Annotated in this window: 19 protein-coding genes; 5 read left to right on the forward strand and 14 right to left on the reverse strand. The window is 70.9% G+C overall.

Annotation, left to right across the window (positions count from 1 at the left end; all coding sequences use genetic code 11):
• Nucleotides 1–13: 13 nt before the first annotated feature.
• Complete coding sequence (locus QRN26_RS03845; RefSeq protein WP_056780303.1) at nucleotides 14–1114, forward strand: hypothetical protein; 1101 nt, start codon at nucleotides 14–16, stop codon at nucleotides 1112–1114.
• Here QRN26_RS03845 and QRN26_RS03850 read toward each other — a convergent pair.
• Nucleotides 1032–2282, reverse strand: a complete 1251-nt coding sequence (locus QRN26_RS03850; protein ID WP_162235752.1) for an acyltransferase family protein — start codon at nucleotides 2280–2282, stop codon at nucleotides 1032–1034. The two genes, QRN26_RS03845 and QRN26_RS03850, sit on opposite strands and share 83 nt — an antisense overlap.
• Nucleotides 2283–2411: 129 nt before the next feature.
• Between QRN26_RS03850 and QRN26_RS03855 the strand changes: the two genes are divergently transcribed.
• A complete protein-coding gene (locus tag QRN26_RS03855) occupies nucleotides 2412–4163 on the forward strand; it encodes a NosD domain-containing protein (RefSeq protein WP_056780298.1) in 1752 nt (583 codons plus the stop codon).
• Nucleotides 4164–4229: 66 nt separating this feature from the next.
• On the opposite strand, the gene QRN26_RS03860 is transcribed toward QRN26_RS03855, so the two are convergent.
• The 3 genes from QRN26_RS03860 to QRN26_RS03870 form a co-directional block, all read right to left on the reverse strand.
• Nucleotides 4230–6314 (reverse strand): ABC transporter ATP-binding protein, encoded by a 2085-nt coding sequence (locus tag QRN26_RS03860; protein WP_502927367.1) that lies wholly within the window; start codon nucleotides 6312–6314, stop codon nucleotides 4230–4232.
• 2 nt (nucleotides 6315–6316) lie between these two features.
• Nucleotides 6317–8053: an ABC transporter ATP-binding protein gene (locus tag QRN26_RS03865; protein ID WP_056010000.1), complete on the reverse strand. Its 1737-nt coding sequence runs from the start codon at nucleotides 8051–8053 to the stop codon at nucleotides 6317–6319.
• 273 nt (nucleotides 8054–8326) lie between these two features.
• Nucleotides 8327–9892 (reverse strand): molybdopterin-dependent oxidoreductase, encoded by a 1566-nt coding sequence (locus QRN26_RS03870; RefSeq protein WP_285035330.1) that lies wholly within the window; start codon nucleotides 9890–9892, stop codon nucleotides 8327–8329.
• Nucleotides 9893–9982: 90 nt separating this feature from the next.
• On the opposite strand from QRN26_RS03870, the gene moaA reads away from it, so the two are divergent.
• On the forward strand, nucleotides 9983–11050 hold the full coding sequence (gene moaA / locus QRN26_RS03875; protein WP_056009996.1) for a GTP 3',8-cyclase MoaA: 1068 nt from the start codon (nucleotides 9983–9985) through the stop codon (nucleotides 11048–11050).
• Nucleotides 11043–11300 carry a MoaD/ThiS family protein gene (locus QRN26_RS03880; RefSeq protein ID WP_056780293.1) on the forward strand — a complete coding sequence of 86 codons (258 nt, stop codon included), beginning with the start codon at nucleotides 11043–11045 and terminating at the stop codon, nucleotides 11298–11300. The genes moaA and QRN26_RS03880 overlap by 8 nt, the downstream gene beginning before the upstream one ends.
• Before the next feature lie 13 nt (nucleotides 11301–11313).
• Here QRN26_RS03880 and QRN26_RS03885 read toward each other — a convergent pair whose 3' ends face one another.
• Genes QRN26_RS03885 through QRN26_RS03895 form a run of 3 tightly spaced genes read right to left on the reverse strand, consistent with a single transcriptional unit; the run spans nucleotide 11314 to nucleotide 14997 of the window.
• A complete protein-coding gene (locus QRN26_RS03885; RefSeq protein WP_285035331.1) occupies nucleotides 11314–11784 on the reverse strand; it encodes a BLUF domain-containing protein in 471 nt (156 codons plus the stop codon).
• A 34-nt stretch (nucleotides 11785–11818) separates the two neighbouring features.
• Complete coding sequence (locus QRN26_RS03890) at nucleotides 11819–12361, reverse strand: hypothetical protein (protein WP_285035332.1); 543 nt, start codon at nucleotides 12359–12361, stop codon at nucleotides 11819–11821.
• A 35-nt stretch (nucleotides 12362–12396) separates the two neighbouring features.
• The gene (locus QRN26_RS03895; RefSeq protein WP_285035333.1) at nucleotides 12397–14997 is read right to left on the reverse strand and encodes an excinuclease ABC subunit UvrA; all 2601 of its coding nucleotides are present in this window, start codon (nucleotides 14995–14997) and stop codon (nucleotides 12397–12399) included.
• Nucleotides 14998–15090: 93 nt separating this feature from the next.
• Here QRN26_RS03895 and QRN26_RS03900 point away from each other — a divergent pair, with 93 nt between their 5' ends.
• Nucleotides 15091–15663 carry a dihydrofolate reductase family protein gene (locus tag QRN26_RS03900; protein WP_285035334.1) on the forward strand — a complete coding sequence of 191 codons (573 nt, stop codon included), beginning with the start codon at nucleotides 15091–15093 and terminating at the stop codon, nucleotides 15661–15663.
• A 66-nt stretch (nucleotides 15664–15729) separates the two neighbouring features.
• Here QRN26_RS03900 and QRN26_RS03905 read toward each other — a convergent pair whose 3' ends face one another.
• From QRN26_RS03905 to QRN26_RS03935, 7 genes are read right to left on the reverse strand one after another with little or no spacing between them, the layout of a single operon-like run.
• Nucleotides 15730–16158, reverse strand: coding sequence for a molybdenum cofactor biosynthesis protein MoaE (locus tag QRN26_RS03905; RefSeq protein ID WP_056011786.1), 429 nt, complete (start codon nucleotides 16156–16158; stop codon nucleotides 15730–15732).
• Nucleotides 16151–17140, reverse strand: coding sequence for a bifunctional molybdenum cofactor biosynthesis protein MoaC/MoaB (moaCB, locus tag QRN26_RS03910; protein WP_056009984.1), 990 nt, complete (start codon nucleotides 17138–17140; stop codon nucleotides 16151–16153). Before moaCB ends, QRN26_RS03905 begins: the two co-directional genes overlap by 8 nt.
• Nucleotides 17137–18372, reverse strand: coding sequence for a molybdopterin molybdotransferase MoeA (locus QRN26_RS03915; RefSeq protein ID WP_285035335.1), 1236 nt, complete (start codon nucleotides 18370–18372; stop codon nucleotides 17137–17139). Before QRN26_RS03915 ends, moaCB begins: the two co-directional genes overlap by 4 nt.
• A 58-nt stretch (nucleotides 18373–18430) precedes the next feature.
• Complete coding sequence (locus QRN26_RS03920; RefSeq protein ID WP_285035336.1) at nucleotides 18431–19570, reverse strand: ThiF family adenylyltransferase; 1140 nt, start codon at nucleotides 19568–19570, stop codon at nucleotides 18431–18433.
• A gap of 37 nt (nucleotides 19571–19607) precedes the next feature.
• Nucleotides 19608–19985, reverse strand: coding sequence for a VOC family protein (locus tag QRN26_RS03925; protein ID WP_056011783.1), 378 nt, complete (start codon nucleotides 19983–19985; stop codon nucleotides 19608–19610).
• A gap of 55 nt (nucleotides 19986–20040) precedes the next feature.
• Entirely contained in the window at nucleotides 20041–20574 is a 534-nt protein-coding gene (locus tag QRN26_RS03930; RefSeq protein WP_285035337.1) for a TetR-like C-terminal domain-containing protein, read from the reverse strand.
• Between the two features lie 40 nt (nucleotides 20575–20614).
• The gene (locus QRN26_RS03935) at nucleotides 20615–21451 is read right to left on the reverse strand and encodes an alpha/beta fold hydrolase (protein ID WP_285035338.1); all 837 of its coding nucleotides are present in this window, start codon (nucleotides 21449–21451) and stop codon (nucleotides 20615–20617) included.
• Nucleotides 21452–21545: the final 94 nt, after the last annotated feature.

Raw genomic sequence — 21545 nt, forward strand, 5'->3', positions numbered from 1 at the left:
TAGACTCGGGCGCGTGACCGATTCGCGATCGTCCAACGCCCACCACGAGTTCGTGACGTTCGACGCGCTCCGAGCGGAAGCGGTCGAACGACCCGTGCGGCGCGGCGCGGGAGCGTGGGGCTTCTTCGGCACCGTCGCGATCCTGATCGGTGCGCTGCTCGTCCCCGTCGCCATCATGAGCACCTGGGCCGACACCCTCCTCCGGGACACCGACGCCTTCGTGGACACCCTCGCCCCACTCGCCACGGAGCCCGCAGTGCAGGCCTTCGTCGGTGAACAGGCGCTCGCCGCGCTCGAAAGCCAGGTCGACCTCGATGCGGCCGCGGCGAGTTCGTCGGACCTCGCTGCAGCGCTCGGTCTCCCGCCCGCGATCTCGGAGGTGCTCGGCGCGATCGGAGGCGACACCGCCGACGCGTTGCGCGAGGTGCTGCGGCGGAACGTGGCCGAGTTCGCGGCGTCACCCGCCTTCGCGACCGCCTGGACGGACGCCCTGCGGGTCACCCACCAGCAGCTCGTCGCGGGGGTGTCCGGAGCAGACGGCGCGGTGATCGACGTCTCCGCCGAGCAGGGGCTCGGCATCCAGCTCGGTCCGATCGTCTCCGCCACGCGCGGCTGGCTCGTCGACGCGGGGTTCGGGTTCGCCGCGCAGATCCCGGACGTCGACCGCGTGGTCGACGTCGTCCCGGCCGATCAGGTCGCGCCGGTGCTCGGCGTGGTCCGGGCGATCGAGACGACCGCGGGATGGTCGCCATGGCTCGCCCCCGGGCTGCTCGTGCTCGGGGTGGTACTCCTGCTGCTCGGACGCCGTGATCCGAGCCGGACCGTGGCAGCGGGGGCCATGGGTGCGGTCGTCGGCGCCGGCGTGGCCCTCGTCCTGCTCGGCGCGGCCCGACTCGCGTTCATCGTCGCGATCGCGACGGTCATCTCCGGCGGGGTCGGTGAGGCCGCGGCGTCGTTGCTCCTCGGCCCGCCGACCGACTCGGCGTGGATCGTGCTGTGGGTGTCGCTCGGGGTCGCCGTGCTCGCGTTCGTCAGTGCCGCGCTCCGTCTCCCTCAGCGAGTCGCCGGTGGCGTCCGGGCTGCGAGGCGTCCGCTCCCTCGTCCGAACGCCTGACCGACCGCTGCCCGCCGGACGGGCGCTCGAGGTTGCCCTCGTGGTCTCGCCGGGGCGCCGCGAGCTTCCGATGGGCCGGTGCCTCCACGAGGGTGTGGAGGAGCCATGACGCGCCGAGGATCGACCCGAACCAGGCCAGGAGGACGAGCGCACGGAGGGGGAGGGGGAACGCGCCGACCGCTGCCGGCGTGATCGTCTTCGCCAGCAGGATGAGCACGAACACGTGCACGAGGTAGGTGCTGAACGACAACCGCCCGAGCACCTGCGCCGGTCGGCTCCGCAACGCGACGGTCGTCCGGGGGCTCGCGACCGCCAGGCCGCCGACGACGACCGCAGCGAAGGTGATCGCCGCCCACGCGCGCGGGGCGCCGGGTTCGAGGACGACGGCGGCGATCAGGAGCCCGAGGCCGCCACCCGCCGCAACCCACGCCGCGTGGCCGGTGACCGGGAGCCGTGAGGTCAGCTGCGCCACGCAGACGCCGAGCGCGAAGCCGCACAGCACGCGCACGACCGGGGGCGCCATGCCGTTCATGGCCGACGGCGCGAGCCCGGCCGCGAGGGTCGACACCGCGATCGTCAGGACGGCGACGACGAGCAGGGTCGTGGTCGACCTGCGCCGGGACCGACCGCGGATCGCCAGGGCCATCACCGGGAACAGGAGGAACGCGAGGAACTGGGCGGACAGCGACCAGGCCGGCGGGTTCCACCAAAGTGCATCGCCGAACCAGGCACGGGTCAGCGTGAGCTCGGCGAGGAGGCCGACGGGCGGGAACGCGCCGGGTTCGGAATCGATCCCCACGATTGCCCCGCCGAGGCAGAGCGCCAGGAAGGCGAGGAGGACCGCCACGTGAGCCGGGTAGAGGCGGGCCAGGCGGTTCCGGAGGTAGCGACCGTAGCCGCGCAAGGTCCAGCGCCTCGCGCCGTACGCCTGGGCGATCGAGTACCCGCTGAGGACGAAGAAGACGTCCACCGCGAGGCCGGTGTGCGCCAGCGGGGCGAGCCAGGAGAGTTCCGGCAGCACGCTGAACAGCCAGTCTGCCGAGTGGGAGAAGACCACCCACCAGGCGGCGAGGGCCCGGGCGCCCGCGAACGCGGTGAGGTCCGCGCGCGGCGTTGCGACCTCGAAGCTCGGGTCGGGTGGGGGCTCGCGGTCCGCGGTCGAGGTCATGGTGCTCCTGGTCGGTCGTGACGCGACGTTCATCGCCGGAATGTCAGTCTAGAGTGCTTCTGTACCTCATGTTTCTGTACTCTGTGATCTGTGAAGACGATCTCGACGAGCGGCCGCGCGGATCGGCGGATGGACGCGGTACCTCCCGAACCGACCCCCGAACCGACGAACACCCCCGAGCCTCCGGACACCCCGGAGCCTCCGGACACCCCGGAACCAGCGGATCCGCTGCCGAACCCTCCCGGCGAGGATCCGTCGCCCGAGCCGGCTCCGGCGCCCGCAGGCACCGACGCGGCTCCCACCTCGACGCCAGCCGAGCTGGTCCTCGAAGGGCCGGGGATCGACCCGACCGGCGCGACGGTGAGTACGGCGGCGGTCCTCGCGTGGTTCGCCGCGGTCCCCGCCGGAAGCGCCGTCGTCGTGCGCGGTGGCGACGTCATCGCCCTCGACGCGACGCTCCGGATCGCGCGTCGCATCCATCTCCGCGGACACGGCGAGCTGCGGTTCGTCGGTGGCGTCAGCGCCGCGCCGGCACTGAAACTCGTCGGCGACGGCAGCACGGTCACCGGCATCCGGATCACCTACACCGGGCCGGCCGCTCCAGCCACCGGCGGCCGCAGCACCGGCATCGGCATCTGGGCCGACGACGTGACCGTCAGCGGGGTCACCGTCGACGGCTTCCAGAACGGGGTCGCCGTCCAGCCGACCGGTGAGTTCGAAGGGGTGATCGTCTCCGGGTGCCACATCCTGAACGTCACCGGCTCGGGCGGGGGCCGTGGTTCCGCCTCATCGGCGGGCGAGGACCGCGGCGACGGCATCACCGTCTGGGGAGCTCGAGCCACCGTGGTCGGCAACATCGTCTCGGCGGCGGCCGGGACGGACGCCCGCGTCGGCATCCACGCCGAGAGCCTGCCCGCGTATGCGGCCGAGCCTGGTGACTGGGCCGACTCGCTGGTCACGATCGAGGGGAACGTCGTGACGGGGCCGTTCCGGCGGTCCATCGCCGTGGAGGGCATGGCCCACACGGTGGTCACCGGCAACACCGTCTCCGACGCGACCTGGTGGGGCATCGCCGCCATCGACAGCCGCTCCGTCGCCCTGGTCGCGAACACGGTGCGCTGGACCCGCACGGCCGCCGACGACCAGGGGTCGGCCTGGACGCCGAAACGCGGCCCCATCATGATCTACCGGAACGCCCGGGGGACGGTGGTCGCGAACAACGTCATCGACGTCTGTGGGGTCGCGAGCGCCGCGATCATGGCACAGGCGGCGGGGGCGCCCGGGTCGGCCACCGTCGTCGGGGCCAGCGACGCCCTCATCACCGACAACATGGTCCGAATCGCCGACGGCACCTGCCCCGTCGGGATCTCCCTCGATCGGGCGATGCAGCCGGTCGTCACGGGCAATCGCATCACCGTCACCCGCGGGTCAGGCTCCGTGGGTGGCATCGTCGCCTACTTCGCCGAGGACGCCGTCATCGCCGACAACTCCATCACCGGCTCCGCGACCTCGCACGGGTTCGGCGTGCTGCATGAGGGGCCCGGCTCCGTCGTGATCACCGGGAACCGGATCGACCACATCCGGGTCGCCGTCTCCGTGGCCAACTGCAGCGGAGGTGCCACCATAGCCACCAACACCGGTCGCGACTGCGAGTACGGACTCGACACCTTCGGATCGACCGGGCGCTCGGTGGTGTACGGCAACCGCTGGGAGGTGACGAACACCGCGCACGCCAACGCGCAACCGAACACGAGCTACCTGTCGACGCGGCACATGGGGCTCGCCCGCCCGTACGGCGGTGCGTCGGGCGACCTCCTCGTCGGGAACGGCCGTCTGTGGGTGAACGACCAGGGCACCTGGCGCTCGGCCACCCTGAGCTGAACCGACGGGCGGGCCCTCGGTGTCCGAGAGCCCGCCCGCTGGTGGTCGTGGTGGGGAGGTGCGGCGTCAGCTGCGCGGTGCGTGCGACGCGTCGGGTCCGCCCGTGGGCACGGCCCCGTCGGTCGCCGCCGCCTGCTCGCCACCACGGAACTGCGTGCGGTAGAGCTCCGCGTACGCGCCGTCGACCTCGAGCAGCTGCGCATGCGAGCCCTGCTCGACGATGCGGCCGTTCTCCATCACGAGGATCGTGTCGGCGTCGCGGATAGTCGAGAGCCGGTGGGCGATCACGAACGACGTCCGGTCGCTCCGCAGCGCCGCCATGGCGTGCTGCACGAGGAGCTCCGTGCGGGTGTCGACGGACGAGGTCGCCTCGTCGAGGATGAGGAGCTTCGGCTTCGCGATGAAGGCACGGGCGATCGTGATGAGCTGTCGCTCACCGGCCGACACGCTGCCGCCGTCGGCGTCGAGGACGGTGTCGTATCCGTCGGGCAGCTGCCGTACGAAGCGGTCGACCATCGTCGCCTCAGCAGCTTCGACGACCTCCTCGTCACTCGCATCGAGTCGGCCGTACCGGATGTTCTCGCGGATGGTTCCCTCGAACAGCCAGGCGTCCTGCAGGACCATGCCGACCTGCGACCGCAGCTCGGCACGCGTCAGTGCCGTGACGTCGACGCCGTCGAGCAGGATGCGCCCGCCGGTCAGCTCGTAGAACCGCATCACCAGGTTGACGAGGGTCGTCTTGCCGGCGCCGGTCGGGCCGACGATGGCGACCGTCTGGCCCGGCTGGGCGGAGAAGGAGAGGTCCTCGATGAGGGGCTTCTCGGCGTCGTAGCTGAAGGAGACCCCGTCGAACTCGACGTGGCCGTCGGTGTGCTCGGGCAGGTGTGCTGTCGCCGTCTCGGGGTCCTGCTCCTCGGCGTCGAGCAGCTCGAAGGTGCGCTCGGCGGAGGCGACACCCGACTGCAGCTGGTTCGCCATGCCGGCGATCTGGCCGAGCGGCTGCGAGAACTCGCGCGAGTACTGGATGAACGCGGTCGCGTCGCCGAGCGTCATCTGCCCGGAGGCGACGCGCAGCCCGCCGACCACGGCGATGAGCACGTACGACAGGTAGGAGACGAAGGTCATCGCGGGCATGATCATGCCGGAGACGAACTGCGCACCGAACGCTGCGGTGAAGAGCTTCTCGTTGCGCTCGTCGAACTCGGCGAGCATCTCCTTGTCGCGACCGAACACGCGAACGAGCTCGAGGCCGGAGAACGACTCCTCGATGTGCCCGTTGAGCGAACCGGTGTTCTTCCACTGCGCGGTGAACAGCTTCTGCGAGCGGGAGCCGATGACCCCGGCGATCAGCGCCGACAGTGGCAGGGCGATGAGTGCGATGAGGGCGAGCTGCCACGACACGATGAACATCATCGCCGTGATGCCGAGGACGGTGAGCGCCGACTGGACGAGCTGCGAGAACGCCTGCTGGAGCGCGGTCTGGATGTTGTCGACGTCGTTTGTGACGCGAGACATGAGGTCGCCGCGCTGGCGGGTGTCGAAGTAGCTGAGCGGGAGGCGGTTGAGCTTCTGCTCGATGTCCTGGCGGAGGTTGTAGACGACCCGCATGACGAGGCCGTTGAGGACGTACCCCTGCGCCCAGTTGAGGATCGAGGCGATCACGTACATGGCGAGCACGATGATGATGAGCCGGCCGAGCAGGGTGAAGTCGATGCCCTGACCGGGCGTGATGTCGGACTTCACGAGCATGTCGGCGTACTGGTCGTTGCCGGACGCCCGCGCTTCGTCGACGATCTGGTCGAGCGGCACACCCGTCGGCAGCTGCGAACCGATGACACCGTTGAAGATCGCGTCCATCGCGAGCCCGAGGATCTTCGGTGCGATGACGGTGAGGACGACCGACAGGACGACGAGCCCCACGACGAGGCTCATCTTCAGCTTCTCCGGGGCGAGGAGCCCGACGAGTCGCTTCGCGGACGGCCAGAACTGCTCGGCCTTCTTGGACGGGGTGCCGCCGAACATGTCGCCGTCGGCCTCGCTCGGCGTGAACTCCGGCGAGAGGGCCTCCTCCTCGACGGCGTTCAGCTCGGGAGCCTGAGCGGCGTCCTTCGATGCTCCGGCTGAGCGCTTGTCTCGTGGTGAACGGGCCATGATCACGCCACCCCTTCCACAGCGAGCTGCGATTGGACGATCTCGCGATACGTCTCGTTGGATTCGATGAGGTCGTCGTGGGTGCCGCGGCCGACGATGCCGCCGTCGTCCATGACGATGATGTGGTCGGCCTCGCGGATCGTGGCGATCCGCTGGGCGACGATGATGACGGTCGCGTCGGCGGTGCTCTCCCCGAGGGCCGCGCGGAGGCGGGCATCGGTCGAGACGTCGAGGGCCGAGAAGGAGTCGTCGAACAGGTACACGCGGGGCTTCGCGACGAGCGCGCGGGCGATGCAGAGGCGCTGTCGCTGACCACCGGACACGTTCGTGCCGCCCTGCGCGACGCCGTCGTTCAGCATCTTCGGCTTGGCGCGGACGAAGTCCTCGGCCTGCGCGACGTCGAGTGCGCTCCACAGCTCTTCGTCGGTGGCGTCGGGGCGGCCGAAGCGGAGGTTCGACGCGATCGTGCCCGAGAAGAGGTAGGGCTTCTGCGGGACGATGCCGACCACGCCGGCGATCTGCTGCCGGGTGAGCTGCGAGACGGGCACGCCGTCGATCGTGACGTGTCCCTGCTGCGGGTCGTAGAGGCGGGGGATGAGCGAGAGCAGGGTCGTCTTGCCGGAACCGGTGGAGCCGACGATCGCCGTGGTCTTGCCGGGCTCCGCCGTGAAGGTGATGTTCGACAGCACGGGACGCTCGGCCCCCGGGTACCCGAAGGTGACGCCGGTGAACTCGACGCGACCGACGGACGGCACGCGGATGTCAGTGCTCGTCGGGACGGCGAGGCTCGGCTCGGTGTCGAGGACGCTCTGGATGCGCTCGGCGCAGACGACGGCGCGCGGGATCATCATCACCATGAAGACGCCCATCATCACCGAGGTGAGGATCTGGAGCAGGTACTGGAGGAAGGCGGTGAGCGAGCCGACCTGCATCTGCCCGGCGTCCACCCGGTGGCCGCCGAACCAGAGCACGGCCGCGGTGGCGAGGTGCAGGACCATCATGATGACGGGGAACATGAGCACGAAGATGTTGCCGACCTTGACGGACACCCGGGTGAGGGACTCGTTGGCCCGGTTGTAGCGCTCCGACTCGAACGGCTCGCGGACGAAGGCGCGGACGACGCGGATGCCGATGATCTGCTCGCGCAGCACGCTGTTGATGCCGTCGATGCGGTCCTGCATCTGCCGGAACAGGGGCATGAGCAGGTAGACGAGGAACCCGACGATGATGAACAGCACGGGCACCGACACCCACACGAGCCAGGAGAGCCCGGCGTCCTCGCGGAGGGCCATGATGATGCCGCCGACGCACATGATCGGCGCGGACACCATGAAGTTGAGGGTCATGAGCACGAGCATCTGGACCTGCTGCACGTCGTTCGTGCCGCGGGTGATGAGCGTCGCGCTGCCGAACCCGCTGATCTCGAGCGCGCCGAGCGAGTCGACCTTGCGGTAGAACTCGCGGCGCAGGTCGCGGCCGATCGCCATCGCGGTGCGTGCGCCGAAGTAGACGCCGCCGATGGCCGCGGCCACCTGGACCAGGCAGACGATCAACATCGTCATGCCCGTGGACCAGATGAAGTCGGTGTCGCCCCGCGAGACGCCCTGATCGATGATCTGCGCGTTCAGGCTGGGGAGGTAGAGGGCCGCGATCGTGGAGACGAGCTGCAGCACGAAGACCGCGACGACCCACGCCGCGTACGGCTTGGCGTGTCGGAGCGCGAGGGCGAGGAGGGCCATGTGAGGTCCTTTGACGATTCGTGTCCGGTGCGCGGGAGGGCGCGCGGACGGAGGAGAGGTGGAGCCGGCCTGGCGAGGACGCCAGTGCTCCCGGCGATGCTCGGTCGGCGGGAGAGGGTGGTGCCCGTGTGACGATACTCCGCGCCGGTGACACCGGGGTGTCCTGGTTCGGAATCGTGATCAACGCCGACGCGATCACCGATCAGCGAGCGACGGTCCAGCATATATTCCAGATGCCCAGTCTGCCAATCGACCGGGTTCGAGCGGCTCGGCTCAGTCCACGCCCACCGTGATGGTGTGCCAGCCTTCGGCTCCGTTCGGGACCACGTCGACGGGGGTCTCGCTCTGGGTCTTCCCGCTCGCGTCGGTGGCCCGCACGGCGATGGTGTGGTCGCCGGCCGGGGCGTCCCAGTCGAGGACCCACTGCACCCAGGTGTCGTCGGAGATGGCCGACGCGAGGGTCGTGTCGAGCCAGTCGCCGTCGTCGATCCGCACCTGGACGCGTTCGACGCCCGTGTGCGGTGCCCACGCGACGCCCGCGACGGCGACGGTGCCGGCCGCGACCCGCCCGCCGTTGCGGGGGACGTCGATGCGCGACTCCGTCTTGATCGGCCCACGCTCGGACCAGCCGCGGTCGGTCCAGTAGGCGCGGGCGTCGGCGTAGCGGGTGACCTCGAGCTCGACGACCCACTTCGTGGCGGAGACGTAGCCGTAGAGGCCGGGGACGACCATGCGCACGGGGAATCCGTGCTGCAGCGGCAGCGGTTCGCCGTTCATCCCGACGGCGAGGAGGCTGTCGCGGTTCACATCCTGCAACACCTCGAGCGGGGTCCCGGCGGTGAAACCGTCGATGCTCCGGGACAGGACCATGTCGGCCCCGGCCAGCGGTTTGGCGCGGGCGAGCAGCTCGCGGATGGGGTGGCCGAGCCACAGGGCGTTCCCGATGAGGTCGCCGCCGACGGGGTTGGAGACGCAGGTCAGCGTGATGATCGACTCCTGCAGGGGGAGGGCCAGCAGCTCGGCGAAGTCGATCTCGAGCTCCTGCTCGACCATGCCGGTGATCTTGAGGCTCCACGTCGAGGGGTCGACGTTCGGCACCTGCAGGGCGGTGTCGATCCGGTAGAAGGAGTCGTTGGCCGACATGACGGGGGTGAGGCCGTCGATGCCGAGTTCCGCTCCGGCCGGGACCGGCGGTGCGACGACGGCGGCCTTCGGGAGCTTCAGGGCCTTCCGGATGGTCTCCACGGCGACGGCTCCGGCCGACGCCACGCGTGCACCGACTCCCACGACGAGAGCGCCCACGGCCGTGCCGCCGAGCAGCACGAGGAACGAACGTCGGGGGAGTTCGGCGCGGGAGGCGCCCACGACCGGGCGGGCGGCGTCGGTGAGGGTCGCGTCGTCCCAGGTGCGGAGGCGGGCCACGAGGAGGCGCAGGATCAAAATGCCGACCGCCGTGCCGACGATGCTCGGGAACGCCCAGTCGAGCCCGGCGTCGGCGCGGGTGATCGCCGCGACGACCGCGACCCCGCCGACCAGGGCGAGTGCGAGGCAGCCGACGACCGGGCGGCGCTCCTCGAGGACACCGATGCCGACCGCGAGTGCCGCGACCAGGACACCGAGCACGATGAGCAGCACGAGCTTGTCGTTCGTGCCGAACAGAGCGATGACGAGGTCCTTCACCCAGCTGGGCACGAGGTCGATGACGAGGGAGCCGACCGCGAGGAGCGGCGAACTCGCCGGTGCGACGAACGCTGCGACGGCCTCGGCCGACCCGAGGGTGGCGACGGCTGCGACGATGCCGGACGCGCCGGCGAGCAGGGTACGACGGCGAGGCTCCATGCCCGTCATGCTACGCGCGCCCGCTGGACATTCCTCCCGGAACCGGCGCTAGAGGGGTGACTCGGGCTTCGGTGCCCGTAGCCTGGGGGGATGACCGCAGTCGGGCTCGGAATCCCTCGTATCGGGTCGCCACTCAGGCGCATCCCGGACGCTGCCGGACGCCCCGACGTCGACGGCCTCATCGACCGCTTCGGACGCGTCGCCCGCGACCTCCGGGTGTCGATCACCGAGAAGTGCTCCCTGCGGTGCACCTACTGCATGCCGGAGCAGGGGCTCCCGGCGATCGCCCGCGAGGACCTCCTCACGCCGACGGAGATCGGTCGCCTCGTCGAGATCGCCGTCCGCGACCTCGGGGTGCACGACATCCGCTTCACCGGTGGCGAGCCGCTCATGCGCCCCGACCTCGCCGAGATCATCTCCCGCAGTTCCGCCGTCGCCGGTGACGCGTCGATCTCCATGACCACCAACGGCATCGGCCTCGACAAACGGGTCGACGAGCTCGTCGCCGCCGGGCTCACCCGCGTGAACATCTCGCTCGACACCGTCGATCGCGACCACTTCGCCCGGCTCACCCGTCGCGACCGTCTTCCGGCGGTACTCGCCGGGATCGAGGCCGCCAAGCGGGCCGGGCTGACGCCGTTGAAGATCAACGCGGTCCTCATGCGCGACACCCTCGACGGCGCGGTCGCCCTGCTGTCCTGGGCCATCGAGAACGGGTGCCGCCTCCGGTTCATCGAGCAGATGCCGCTCGACGCCGACGAGCAATGGGTGCGGGAGAACATGGTCGACGCGGCCGAGCTGCTCGACGTGCTCGGCTCGCGCTTCACGCTGACGGCCCCGCACCGCGAGGACCCGTCGGCTCCGGCCGAGGAGTGGCTCGTCGACGGCGGCCCGGCGACGGTGGGCATCATCGCCTCGGTCACGCGCTCGTTCTGCGACGACTGCGACCGCACGCGGCTCACCGCAGAGGGCACGATCCGGTCGTGCCTGTTCGGCGACGACGAGACCGACCTCCGCGGCATGCTGCGCTCGGGCGTCGAGGACGTCGAGATCGCCGACCGCTGGCGCGCCGCCATGTGGCACAAGCAGGCCGGACACCGCATCGCGTCGGCCGACTTCGTCCGCCCGGAGCGGAGCATGGGGGCGATCGGTGGCTGAGACGACGACCCAGCAGGTGCTCGTCCGCTACTTCGCCGCGGCCGAGGAGGCCGCCGGTGTGCCGGAGGAGTCCCTCCCCGCGGTGGCGACGGTGGGCCAGCTGAAGTCGGTGCTGTCGGAACGCTACGGCGACGCGATGGTGCGGGTGCTCGCCTCAGGGTCGTTCCTCGTCGACGGGGTCGTCAGCCGCGACGACGAGCGTCCGCTCGGTGCACGCGTGGACGTCCTCCCGCCGTTCGCCGGCGGCTAGGCGGGCGACGCCGCTAGGACGACGCCGACGATGGGCCGCGTTCGGAGCCCGCGCGGGCGGCCCGCTGCTGGAACCATCGGACGACGCCCCGGATGCGGTGGTGTTTGGCGGCGGCCTCCTCGCGGTCGTCACCGGGCTCGTCGACCCCGGGGATCGGTCCGTCGGGGTAGTCGGCGAGGCGTTCGGACCGCATCGTCCAGTCGGGGAAGCGGCGGTAGGGGATCTCCTCTTCGAGCAGGATCCGCATGTCGCGGTGTCTGGCGTCCGCCCACAGCTTCTTCAGCACGTGCTGGACGACCACCGGAGGGCCCTCGATGACCTGGAAGAAGTCGTCGGCCTTGACGGCGAGCATCCCGGTCAGGCCCGAGCGCTCGTTGTTCTCCCGCGATTGTCGGAGCAGCGCGTCCAGGGTGGGACGGGTCAGCGGGGTGGACGAGGTGCTCACGTATGTGACGGAGAGCAACGCGGGTTCGGGCTGCGTCATACTCCGTGACCTTACACGCCAGGTGTCGAATAAGTCACCGGGAGGCGTGCCATGCACGGCGCGCGACCCCCGCTGAGCGGAACGCGAGGACGAGCGAGGCGATCGCGCCCACGATGGTCGTCAGGAAGGCTGCGAAGGCGAGCATCTGGAGGAGTTCGCCCACCGACGACGATCGGCCGATGTACGGCGGGATCTCGTCCGACACGGTGTTCCCGACCCCGAACCCGGCGAAGAACATGGCCAGGAGCCCCAGCCAGACGAGCATCGATCCGAGGGTCGCGACGTGGACCCAGTGGGTGCCGAGGCGCCCGCGCCAGCCGAAGGACGTGAACACCAGGATAGCGGTGAGGCCGAGCAGGAACGCGATCGCGACGCCGACGAGTCCGACGGCGAGGGTGGTCGGCGTGAAGATGCCGTAGATGGCCTCGAGGCCGTACGAGTCGTCCGTCATCGCGAGCGGCGCCCAGATGAGTTCCTCGATCGGTGCGAGCACCAGCATCACCGTCGCGGCGACCGCCCACACGATCACGGCGATGCGCTGCGGGCGGAGGTCGCGGCGTGCGTCGGGCGTCTGCATGGACTCCACGCTAGGTGCTCGACGATGTCGGGGCGTCATCCTGCCGAGGTGTCCTCGGGCGACGGTGCCTCGCCGAGGAGCGCCAACCGCTTCGCGAGGTACGGCGCCGTCCGACTGGCCGGGTCCGCGGCGACGGTGTCCGGTGTGCCGGCGGAGACGATCCGTCCGCCCGCGTCACCTCCGGACGGCCCGAGGTCGATGACCCAGTCCGCCGCGGCGACGACGTCCATCTCGTGCTCGACCACGACGACGGTGTCACCGGAGTCGACGAGCGCGTTCAACTGCGCGAGCAGGCGACGGACGTCGGACGGGTGCAGACCGGTCGTCGGCTCGTCCAGGAGGTAGAGGGTGTGCCCGCGGCGCACCCGCTGCAGTTCCGTCGCGAGCTTGATGCGCTGCGCTTCGCCGCCCGACAGTTCGGTGGCCGGCTGGCCGAGCCGCAGATACCCGAGGCCGACCTCGAGCAGGGTGCGGAGGCTCCGTGCCGCCGCCGGAACGGACGCGAGGAAGTCCGCCGCCTGCTCCACGGTCAGCGCGAGCACGTCGGCGATCGACTTCCCGTCGTAGGTGACCTCGAGCGTCTCCGCGTTGTAACGCGCGCCACCACAGGTCGGGCACTTGCCGTAGCTACCGGGGAGGAACAGGAGTTCGACGGAGACGAAGCCCTCACCGAGACAGGTCTCGCAGCGGCCGCCCGCGACGTTGAACGAGAACCGGCCGGCCGAGTAGCCGCGCTCGCGGGCCAGGTCCGTGGCGGCGAAGGCCGCGCGGACGGCGTCGAAGAGTCCGGTGTAGGTCGCGAGGTTCGAGCGCGGCGTGCGTCCGATCGGCTTCTGGTCCACCCGCACGAGGCGGTCGATGTGCTCGAGGCCCGTCGTGCGGCGGACGGACAGGGTGTCAGCGTGCCCGTCCGGGACGGTCGCCTCGGCCAGACCGGCGCCGGTCGCATCCGGCTCGTCCGTCGCGTCGTCCTCGTCGAGTACGTCGTCACGGTCGCCGCCTGCGCGCAGGTGGTCCCGGACGACGTCGCGGAGGACCCGGCTCACGAGCGTCGACTTACCGGAACCCGAGACGCCCGTGACCGCCGCGAAGGTGCCCAGGGGGATCTCCGCGTCGACACCGGCGAGGTTGTGCAGGCTGATGCCCTCGACCTTCAGCCATCCGCGCGGTTCCCGCAGCGCACGACGAGCGTCGGCCGACCCGTCCGCTTCTGGGAAGAGGAAGGGCCGCGTCGCCGAGGCCTCGACGTCGGCGAGCCCTGAGACCGCACCGCTGTAGAGCACCTCGCCGCCGCCCTCGCCGGCGCCCGGTCCGACGTCGACGATCCAGTCCGCGTTCCGGACGACGTCCATGTTGTGTTCGACGACGTACACCGAGTTTCCCGAGCGCTTGAGCTGCTCCAACACGTCGAGCAGGGGTTCGGCGTCGGCCGGGTGGAGGCCCGCCGACGGCTCGTCGAGCACGTAGACGACCCCGAAGAGCCCGGACCGCAGCTGGGTCGCCAGTCGGAGTCGCTGCATCTCACCCGGGGACAACGTCGTCGTCACCCGGCCGAGCCCCAGATAGCCGAGGCCGAGGTCGGTGAGGACCCCGATGCGCGCGAGGAGGTCGGTCGTGATGGCGACGGCCACGTCGGTGCGCTCGCCGGAGAGTGTCGTCGGGAGCGCCGGTGCGGCGTCGGTGAGCTCGGTCGTCGGTCGGATGACCTCGGCGAGTTCCGTCATCGGGAGGGCGTTGAGTTCGGCGATCGTCCGGCCGGCGAAGGTGACGGCCAGGGCCTCACGGCGGAGCCCGGTGCCGTGGCACAGCGGGCAGGGGCCGGAGCGCACGAACTGGAGGACCTTGTTCCGCATCATCTGGCTCTTGGAGTCGGAGAGGGTGTGGAAGACGTACTGCTTGGCGCTCCAGAACATGCCGTTGTACGGCTTCGCGACCCGGTCGCGCTGCGGGGTGATCTGCACCACCGGCTGCTCCTCGGTGAAGAGGATCCAGTCGCGGTCCTCCTGATCGAGTTCGCGCCACGGCCGGTCGACGTCGTAGCCGAGCGCGATGGTGATGTCGCGGAGGTTCTTCGCCTGCCAGGCTCCGGGCCAGGCGGCGATCGCACCCTCGCGGATGCTGAGCGACGGGTCGGGCACGAGGGAGTCCTCGGTGACCGTGTGCGCGACGCCGATGCCGTGGCACTCGGGGCAGGCGCCGACGGCGGTGTTCGGGGAGAACGCGTCGGAGTCGAGCCGGGTCGTGAAGCCCTCGGGGAAGGTGCCGGCGCGCGAGAAGAGCATGCGGAGGGAGTTCGAGAGCGTGGTGACGGTGCCGACGCTGGAGCGTGAGCTGGGGGCACCGCGGCGCTGCTGCAGGGCGACCGCCGGCGGAAGACCCGAGATGGAGTCGACGTGCGGGTCGTGGCCCTGCTGGATCAGTCGCCGGGCGTACGGCGCGACAGACTCCAGGTACCGGCGCTGCGCCTCGGTGAAGATGGTCCCGAACGCGAGGGACGACTTCCCGGAACCTGAGACGCCCGTGAAGGCGACGATCGCGTCGCGGGGGACGTCGACGTCCACGTTGCGGAGGTTGTTCTCGTTGGCTCCCCGGACGCGGACGAACGGGTCGGATGCTTCGGGGGCGTGTTCGGGCATCAGATCACCCTACGTCGCCGCGGCCCGATGGGCGACCGGGTTGACGTGCTCCGGCCGACGAGCGGTGTCGGCGGTTCCGGGCAGGATCGAGGCATGACTCGTGAACGTTCCTGGCGCGGCTGCGTCTTCATCGGCGTGAGCCTCGACGGATTCATCGCGGGGCCCGACGGCGACCTCGACTGGCTCACCGGACTCGCGCCGCGAGACCACACCGCGGATGCGCCGGGGGAGCACCCGGCACTCGTCTGGGAGACGTTCTTCCCGGACGTCGACACCCTGGTGATGGGTCGGACCACCTACGAGACCGTCCGCGGCTTCGACGAGTGGCCGTTCGAGGGCAAGCGGGTCGTCGTGTTGAGTACCACGCTGGAAGCCGGGGACGACCGCATCGCGATCGCCGGGTCGCTCGACGATGCCGTGGCTTTGCTCGACGAGGCCGGAGCCGGGCGTGTCTACATCGACGGTGGCAGGACGATCCAGGCGTTCCTGGGCGCCGGCCTCGTTGACGAGCTGACGGTGTCGGTCGCACCGGTCCTCATCGGTTCCGGCGCACGCCTCTTCGGCGACCTCGACACCGACGTCCTCCTGCGGCTCCGAGGCACCCACGCGACGCCCGAGGACGGGCTCGTGCGCATCACCTACGACGTGCTGGCGAAGGACGCCTAGGCGCCGTCACGATTATTGCGTTTTCGCGATACAGCCCGATACAACGCGATTCCCGCGCGGCGCGCGCTACAGACCGACCCACTCCGTCTCGCCGTCTGCGAGGTGCTGACGCTTCCAGATGGGGACGGTGCGCTTGATCTCCTCGACGAGGCGCTCACACGCGGCGAAAGCCTCGGCACGGTGGGCGGCCGCGACGGCGGCGACGAGCGCCAGGTCACCCACGACGAGGGAACCGACCCGGTGCGCGGCGGCCACCCGCAGACCGGTCTCCGCGGCGACGGTGCGGCAGCAGTCCTCCAGGAACCGCTGGGCGTCCGGGTGCGCCCGGTAGTCGAGGGCGTCGACCGCCTCGCCGTGATCGTGGTCGCGGACGATCCCCCGGAAGGCGACGAGTGCGCCGTTGGCGGGCGCCGCCACGAAGTCCTCGATCGCATGCGCGTCGAGAGGTGACTCGGAGATGAGGGCGAGGACCTCGGGAACCGTCGACTCACTCATGCGCGCCACCTCCGGCGATCTGGGCGACGAGGTGGTCGAGCAGGCCGTCGAGGACGCTGAGTCCGTCCTTCACGCCGCCGGTCGACCCGGGCAGGTTCACCACGACGGTGCCGCCGGACACCCCGGCGAGCCCGCGGCTGAGCGCCGCGGTCGGGGTCTTGGTCGACCCGAGCGTACGGATCGCCTCCGCGATGCCGGGCAGCTCGCGGTCGAGGTGCGGCCGGGTCGCCTCCGGGGTGCGGTCGCTCGGCGAAAGGCCGGTGCCGCCCGTCGTGATGAGCACCGCGGGCGCAGCATGCAGCGCCGCCGCGATCGCAAGGTGCACGTCCGCGTCTGACACGACCGTCACCGCGTCGACCGCGTACCCGCGATCAGCGAGCCAAGCCGAGATGCGCGGCCCCGTGAGGTCCTCACGCGTGCCCGCTGCGCCGGCGGTTGAGGCGACGATGACGGCTGCAGTCCCCGGACGGACCACTCGCTCCGTCGGCACCGCGACCGTTGCCGAGTCCTGCGAGTCGGGCGTCCAGTCCCCGCGCTTGCCGCCGGACTTCTCCAGCAGGCGGATGTCGCCGAGGACCGAGGCGGGGTCGACGGCCTTCGTCATGTCGTGGAGGGTCAGGCCGGCGATCGACGCAGCCGTGAGGGCCTCCATCTCGACCCCGGTCTGCCCGGTGGTCTTCGCGGTCGCCGTGATCACGATCGAGTCCTCGGTGAAGGCGAAGTCGAGGCTCACGGAGGAGAGCGCGAGCTGGTGGCAGAGCGGGATGAGCTCGCTCGTCCGCTTGGCTCCCGCGATGCCCGCGATGCGCGCGGTCGCGATGACGTCCGCCTTCGGCAGCCCGTCGGCCTGGACGAGTGCGATGACGTCCGGCCGCGTGGTGAAGGTCGCCGTCGCCGTCGCGACCCGCTTCGTCGTGGCCTTGTCGCCCACGTCGACCATCCGTGCGCGGCCGTCGTCGTCGAGGTGCGTGAGCCCGGTCATAGCGTCCATGCTTCCACAGCGTCCCCGGCCTCGAGCGCGAGGACGTCCTCGGGGATCACGAGGAGGACATCGGAGGCGGCGAGACCGGCGACGAGGTGCGAGCCGGGACCGGCGACGGGTTCGACACGACCGTCGTCGCGCCGGCGTCCACGGAGGAACTGTCGCTTCCTTGGCACCGACTGCACCGCGACGGCGAGCTTGGCCGGGCCGCGAGCCGCCTGCGGCAGTCCGGCCGCACGACGCAGGACCGGGGCGACGAAGACCTCGAACGAGAGCTGCGTGCTGACCGGGTTGCCGGGGAACGCGATGATCGGGACACCACGGTACGCGCCGAGCGCCTGTGGCCCGCCGGGCTGCATCGCGACCGATCCGATCCAGCCGTCCAACGGCCCGAGCACGTCGCGGACGACCTCGTGGTCGCCCATCGAGATGCCGCCGGAGGTGAGGATGAGGTCGGCGTCGCCGTGCAGCTCGTCGAGGAGCGCGAGCAGGGCGTCGCGGTCGTCGACCACCCGCGCCCGCCGGACGACCTCGGCTCCCACCGCGACGACGGCGGCCGCCAACGCGGTCCCGTTCGAGTCGAAGGTCTGGCCGAGCGTGGGGGTCTCGCCGGGTTCGACGAGTTCCGCACCGGTGGTGACGATCGCGATGCGAGCCCGCCGCCGCACCTCGACCGTCGTGATGCCGGCTGCCGCCAGGACGGCCAGGTGACGCGAGGCGAGACGGATCCCGGCGGGCAGCAGTTCGTCACCGGCGTGGACGTCGCTGCCGCGTTCGCGGACGAAGAGCCCTGATGTGCGCTCGCCGCCGGAGCGCGGGGCCCCGAGGACGACGGTCTCGGTCCCGTCGGGCGCGGTCTCGACCGACGACTCCTCGACGGGCACCACGACGTCCGCGCCGGGCGGCACCACCGCCCCCGTCATGATCCGCACCGAGGTGCCGGCCTGGAGCTCGGCCGGTTCGATCGGCCGTGCGGCGATCTCCCCGACCACCCGCAGTCGCGTCTCACCAGCGGTGAGGTCCGCGGATCGCACGGCGAAGCCGTCCATCTGCGAGTTGCGGAACAGTGGCAGCTCGACGGGGGAGGTCACGGCGACGGCCGTCACCCGACCAGCGGCGTCGTCGATCGGCACGGATTCGGTGCCGGTGCTCGTCACAGGGCCGAGGACGGCCGCGACGTCCGAGGCATGCTCCTCGACCCGCTTCCGGCTCGGGGGTGGCGTCGTCGTCATGGTGGATCCCGTCGTCGAGGTCGGTCGGAGGTGGTGCACGGGGTGTTCGGAGCGGTGGTCAGTACCGGGGGACGGCCGGGTCGACGAGTCGCGACCAGGCGTCGATGCCGCCCTCGAGGTGCACGGCCGCGTAACCGCGTTCGAGCAGCAGCCGGAGCGCGGACTCGGAGCGGATGCCGTGATGGCAGTAGACGACCACCGGTGTCTTCGGGTCGAGACCGTGGAGTGTCTCCGGCAGGGAGCCGAGCGGCATGAGCGTCGACCCGGGCAGGCGCGCGATCTCCGCCTCCCAGGGCTCCCGGACGTCGAGGAGGACGGATCCGTCGTCGCTGGCGGCCAATTGCTCGGCGGTGATCGTGCGGCCGCCGTGCCGGGGTGCGTGTGGTGCTGCCGATGCCGCGCTCGCCGCATCCCCTCCCGGCGTCCGATGCAGATGCTCGTCGAGCGACACCTGCCGTGCGCCGGCCGGGTCGCGCTCGTAGCGGAGCTCGCGGAAGCCGCCGCTCAGACCGTCGAACATCGTCACACGCCCGAGCGACGGCGTCCCGACGCCCGTGAGGACCTTGATCGCCTCGGTCGCCATGATCGAGCCGATGACACCGACCGTCGTGGGCAGGACGCCGCCCGCTTCGCAGGAGAGGATCGAACCATCGGTCGGCGGGTGGGGGAAGAGGTCGCGGTAGCGGGGGCCGCGGCTCGCCCAGCTGAGCCCTGCCTGCCCGCCGTACTGCGACACGGCACCCCAGACGAGCGGGACGTCGGCGAGGGTGGCCGCGTCGTCGACGAGGTACCGGGTCTCGAAGTTGTCGCTGCCGTCGATGACGAGGTCGATCCGTGCGTCCGCCAGGAGCCCCATGATCTCGCCCGGCCCGAGGCGGAGTCGATGCCTGACGATCGTCGCGTCGGAGTTGATGGCGAGCGCGCGGTCCGCGGCGGAGTCGACCTTGGGACGGCCGATGTCGCCGGTGCTGTGGACCGTCTGCCGGTGCAGGTTGCTGAGCTCGACCTCGTCGTCGTCCACGAGGTGGATCGCACCGTCGCCGGTGCCGACGCCGGCTGCGGCGAGGGCGGGGATCACGATGCTGCCGAGGCCACCGGCACCGACGATCAGGACGCGGGCGTCGGCCAGGCGTCGCTGCGCCGCCAGACCGAAGCCGGGGAGGGCGAGCTGCCTGGCGTACCGCGCGGTCGAGGACATGCGCCGATTATCCCACCGGGTCCGTGACCGCCGCCCCTCAGACCGGGTTCACGCGCGTGCGCAGGAGGCAGAAGGCGTTGCCCTCCGGATCGGCGAGCACGTGCCAGGACTCGTCGCCGGTCTGCCCGATGTCGGCCGGGCGCGCCCCGAGCGCGAGCAGTCGCGTGAGTTCCGCGTCCTGGTCGCCGTCGGTGGGGCTGACGTCGATGTGGAGCCGCGACTTCTGCTGCGGCGGGTCGTCGCTCCGGCTGAGGATGATGGTCGGCTGCGATCCACCGAAGCCGTCGCGCGCTCCGATCTCGACGCCGTCCTCATCGCGGTCGAGCACGACGAAGTCCAGCACCTCGCACCAGAAGCGGGCGAGCGCCTCTGGGTCGCGGCAGTCCAGGACGAGTTCACTGATTCGACATGACATGGCGGCACTGTACCCAGCCGCGTGCATCCAGTGGAACCCGTTGCGGATCCGGCCGTCACTCCTCGTCGGCGGTCTCCGTCCAGCGTTCGAGCGTCATCGTGAAGCCGCGGACGAGTCGGTCGAAGCTGCGGTCGAGGTCGCGGTCGAGCCCGAACGAGCCGGCGGCCTCGAGGGAGACGAAGCCGTGCAGCGTGGAGCGGAACGCGCGGATCGCGTCGATGGCGTCGTCGCCGCGCAGTTCGTAGGCGGTGAGGACGTCGGAGATGACCTGGATGGCGTCGAGCGATGCCGTGGCGTCCTCCTCGTCGTCCGGCCCCGCGATCCACTGCGCGGCGGTGTACCGGGCCGGGTGGTCGAGCGCCCACTGCCGGTACGCCAGGGCCATGCCGTGGATCGCGTCCGCACCCGAGCGACCGACCGCGGCACGGCGCAGCACGTCGCCGAGCTCGGCCTTGGCCTGCAGCGAGATGCTGCGACGCAGGCCGGCCAGGGAGTCGAGGTGCTTGTAGAGCGACGGTTGCCGGACGCCGAGTCGCTCGGCGAGTGCGGCGAGCGTCAGGGACTGGAGGCCGACCTCGTCGGCGAGCACCGCCGCCTCATTGACGACCCGCTCCCGGCTGAGCCCCGCCCTAGGCACGGTGCAGTGCCGTCTGGAGGAAGCCGAGGACGGCGCGCGAGGTGACCTCGGGCTGCTGCGCCTGCGGGTAGTGACCGGCGTCCTGGACCAGGACGACCTCGGCGCTCAGGGTGTCGCCGATCCACTGCGCCTCGGCCGACGGGTCGGGGAAGTCGGGGTCCTTGTCGCCCATGATGACGAGGGTGGGTGCGCTCACGCGGCTGAGGACCGCCTCGGCCGGGGCGTGGTCGGTCTGCCTGGTGGTCTGCGAGAACGCCTTGCCGTAGGCGGGTCGGCGCAGGCTCGTGTAGACGGCGTCGCGGTAGTCGTCGAAGTCGACCGGCTTGCGACCGGCGTTGAGCGTGGGGAGGTAGGCCTTCCAGACCCGCGCCACCCAGAGCGGTGCGGTCATCGCCCGGAAGAGCGCCTGCATGACGGCGCCCGCCTTCGGGTTGCGGACGAACGGCCCGACGAGGACGAGGGCGCTGACGTCCTCGGGGTGTTCCGCGGCGACGATCACGCCGGCTCCCGCCGCAAGGGAGTTGCCGACGACGACGGCCGGTGCACCGAGCTCGCGGATGAGGGCGTGGATGTCCGAGGCGGTCGCGACGTCGCCGTAGCTGGAGAACGTGGTGTCGCTGTCGCCGTGACCGCGGAGGTCGGTGGATGCGACCCGGTAGCCGGCGGCGGCGAGCTCGGGTGCGAGGAAGCGGTAGGAGGAGCGGAGCTCGCCCATGCCGGGGACGAGGATGACGAGCGGGCCTTCGCCCTGCAGCTCGTAGGCGATCTTGCCCTCCGGGCGGTGGAGGTGGCGGGTGGCGGATCCTGCGGACGCCGGGTTCGTGTTCATGTAGCTATATTGACTCGCCGTTTGGCTAATGTCAATAGCTTTTGTGTCGTGGTTCATTCGCCCATGTTTGGGCGACCGGATGTTCGTTCGCCCG

The organism is Plantibacter sp. ME-Dv--P-095 (genome assembly GCF_030209365.1).
In the GTDB taxonomy this organism is placed as follows: domain Bacteria; phylum Actinomycetota; class Actinomycetes; order Actinomycetales; family Microbacteriaceae; genus Plantibacter.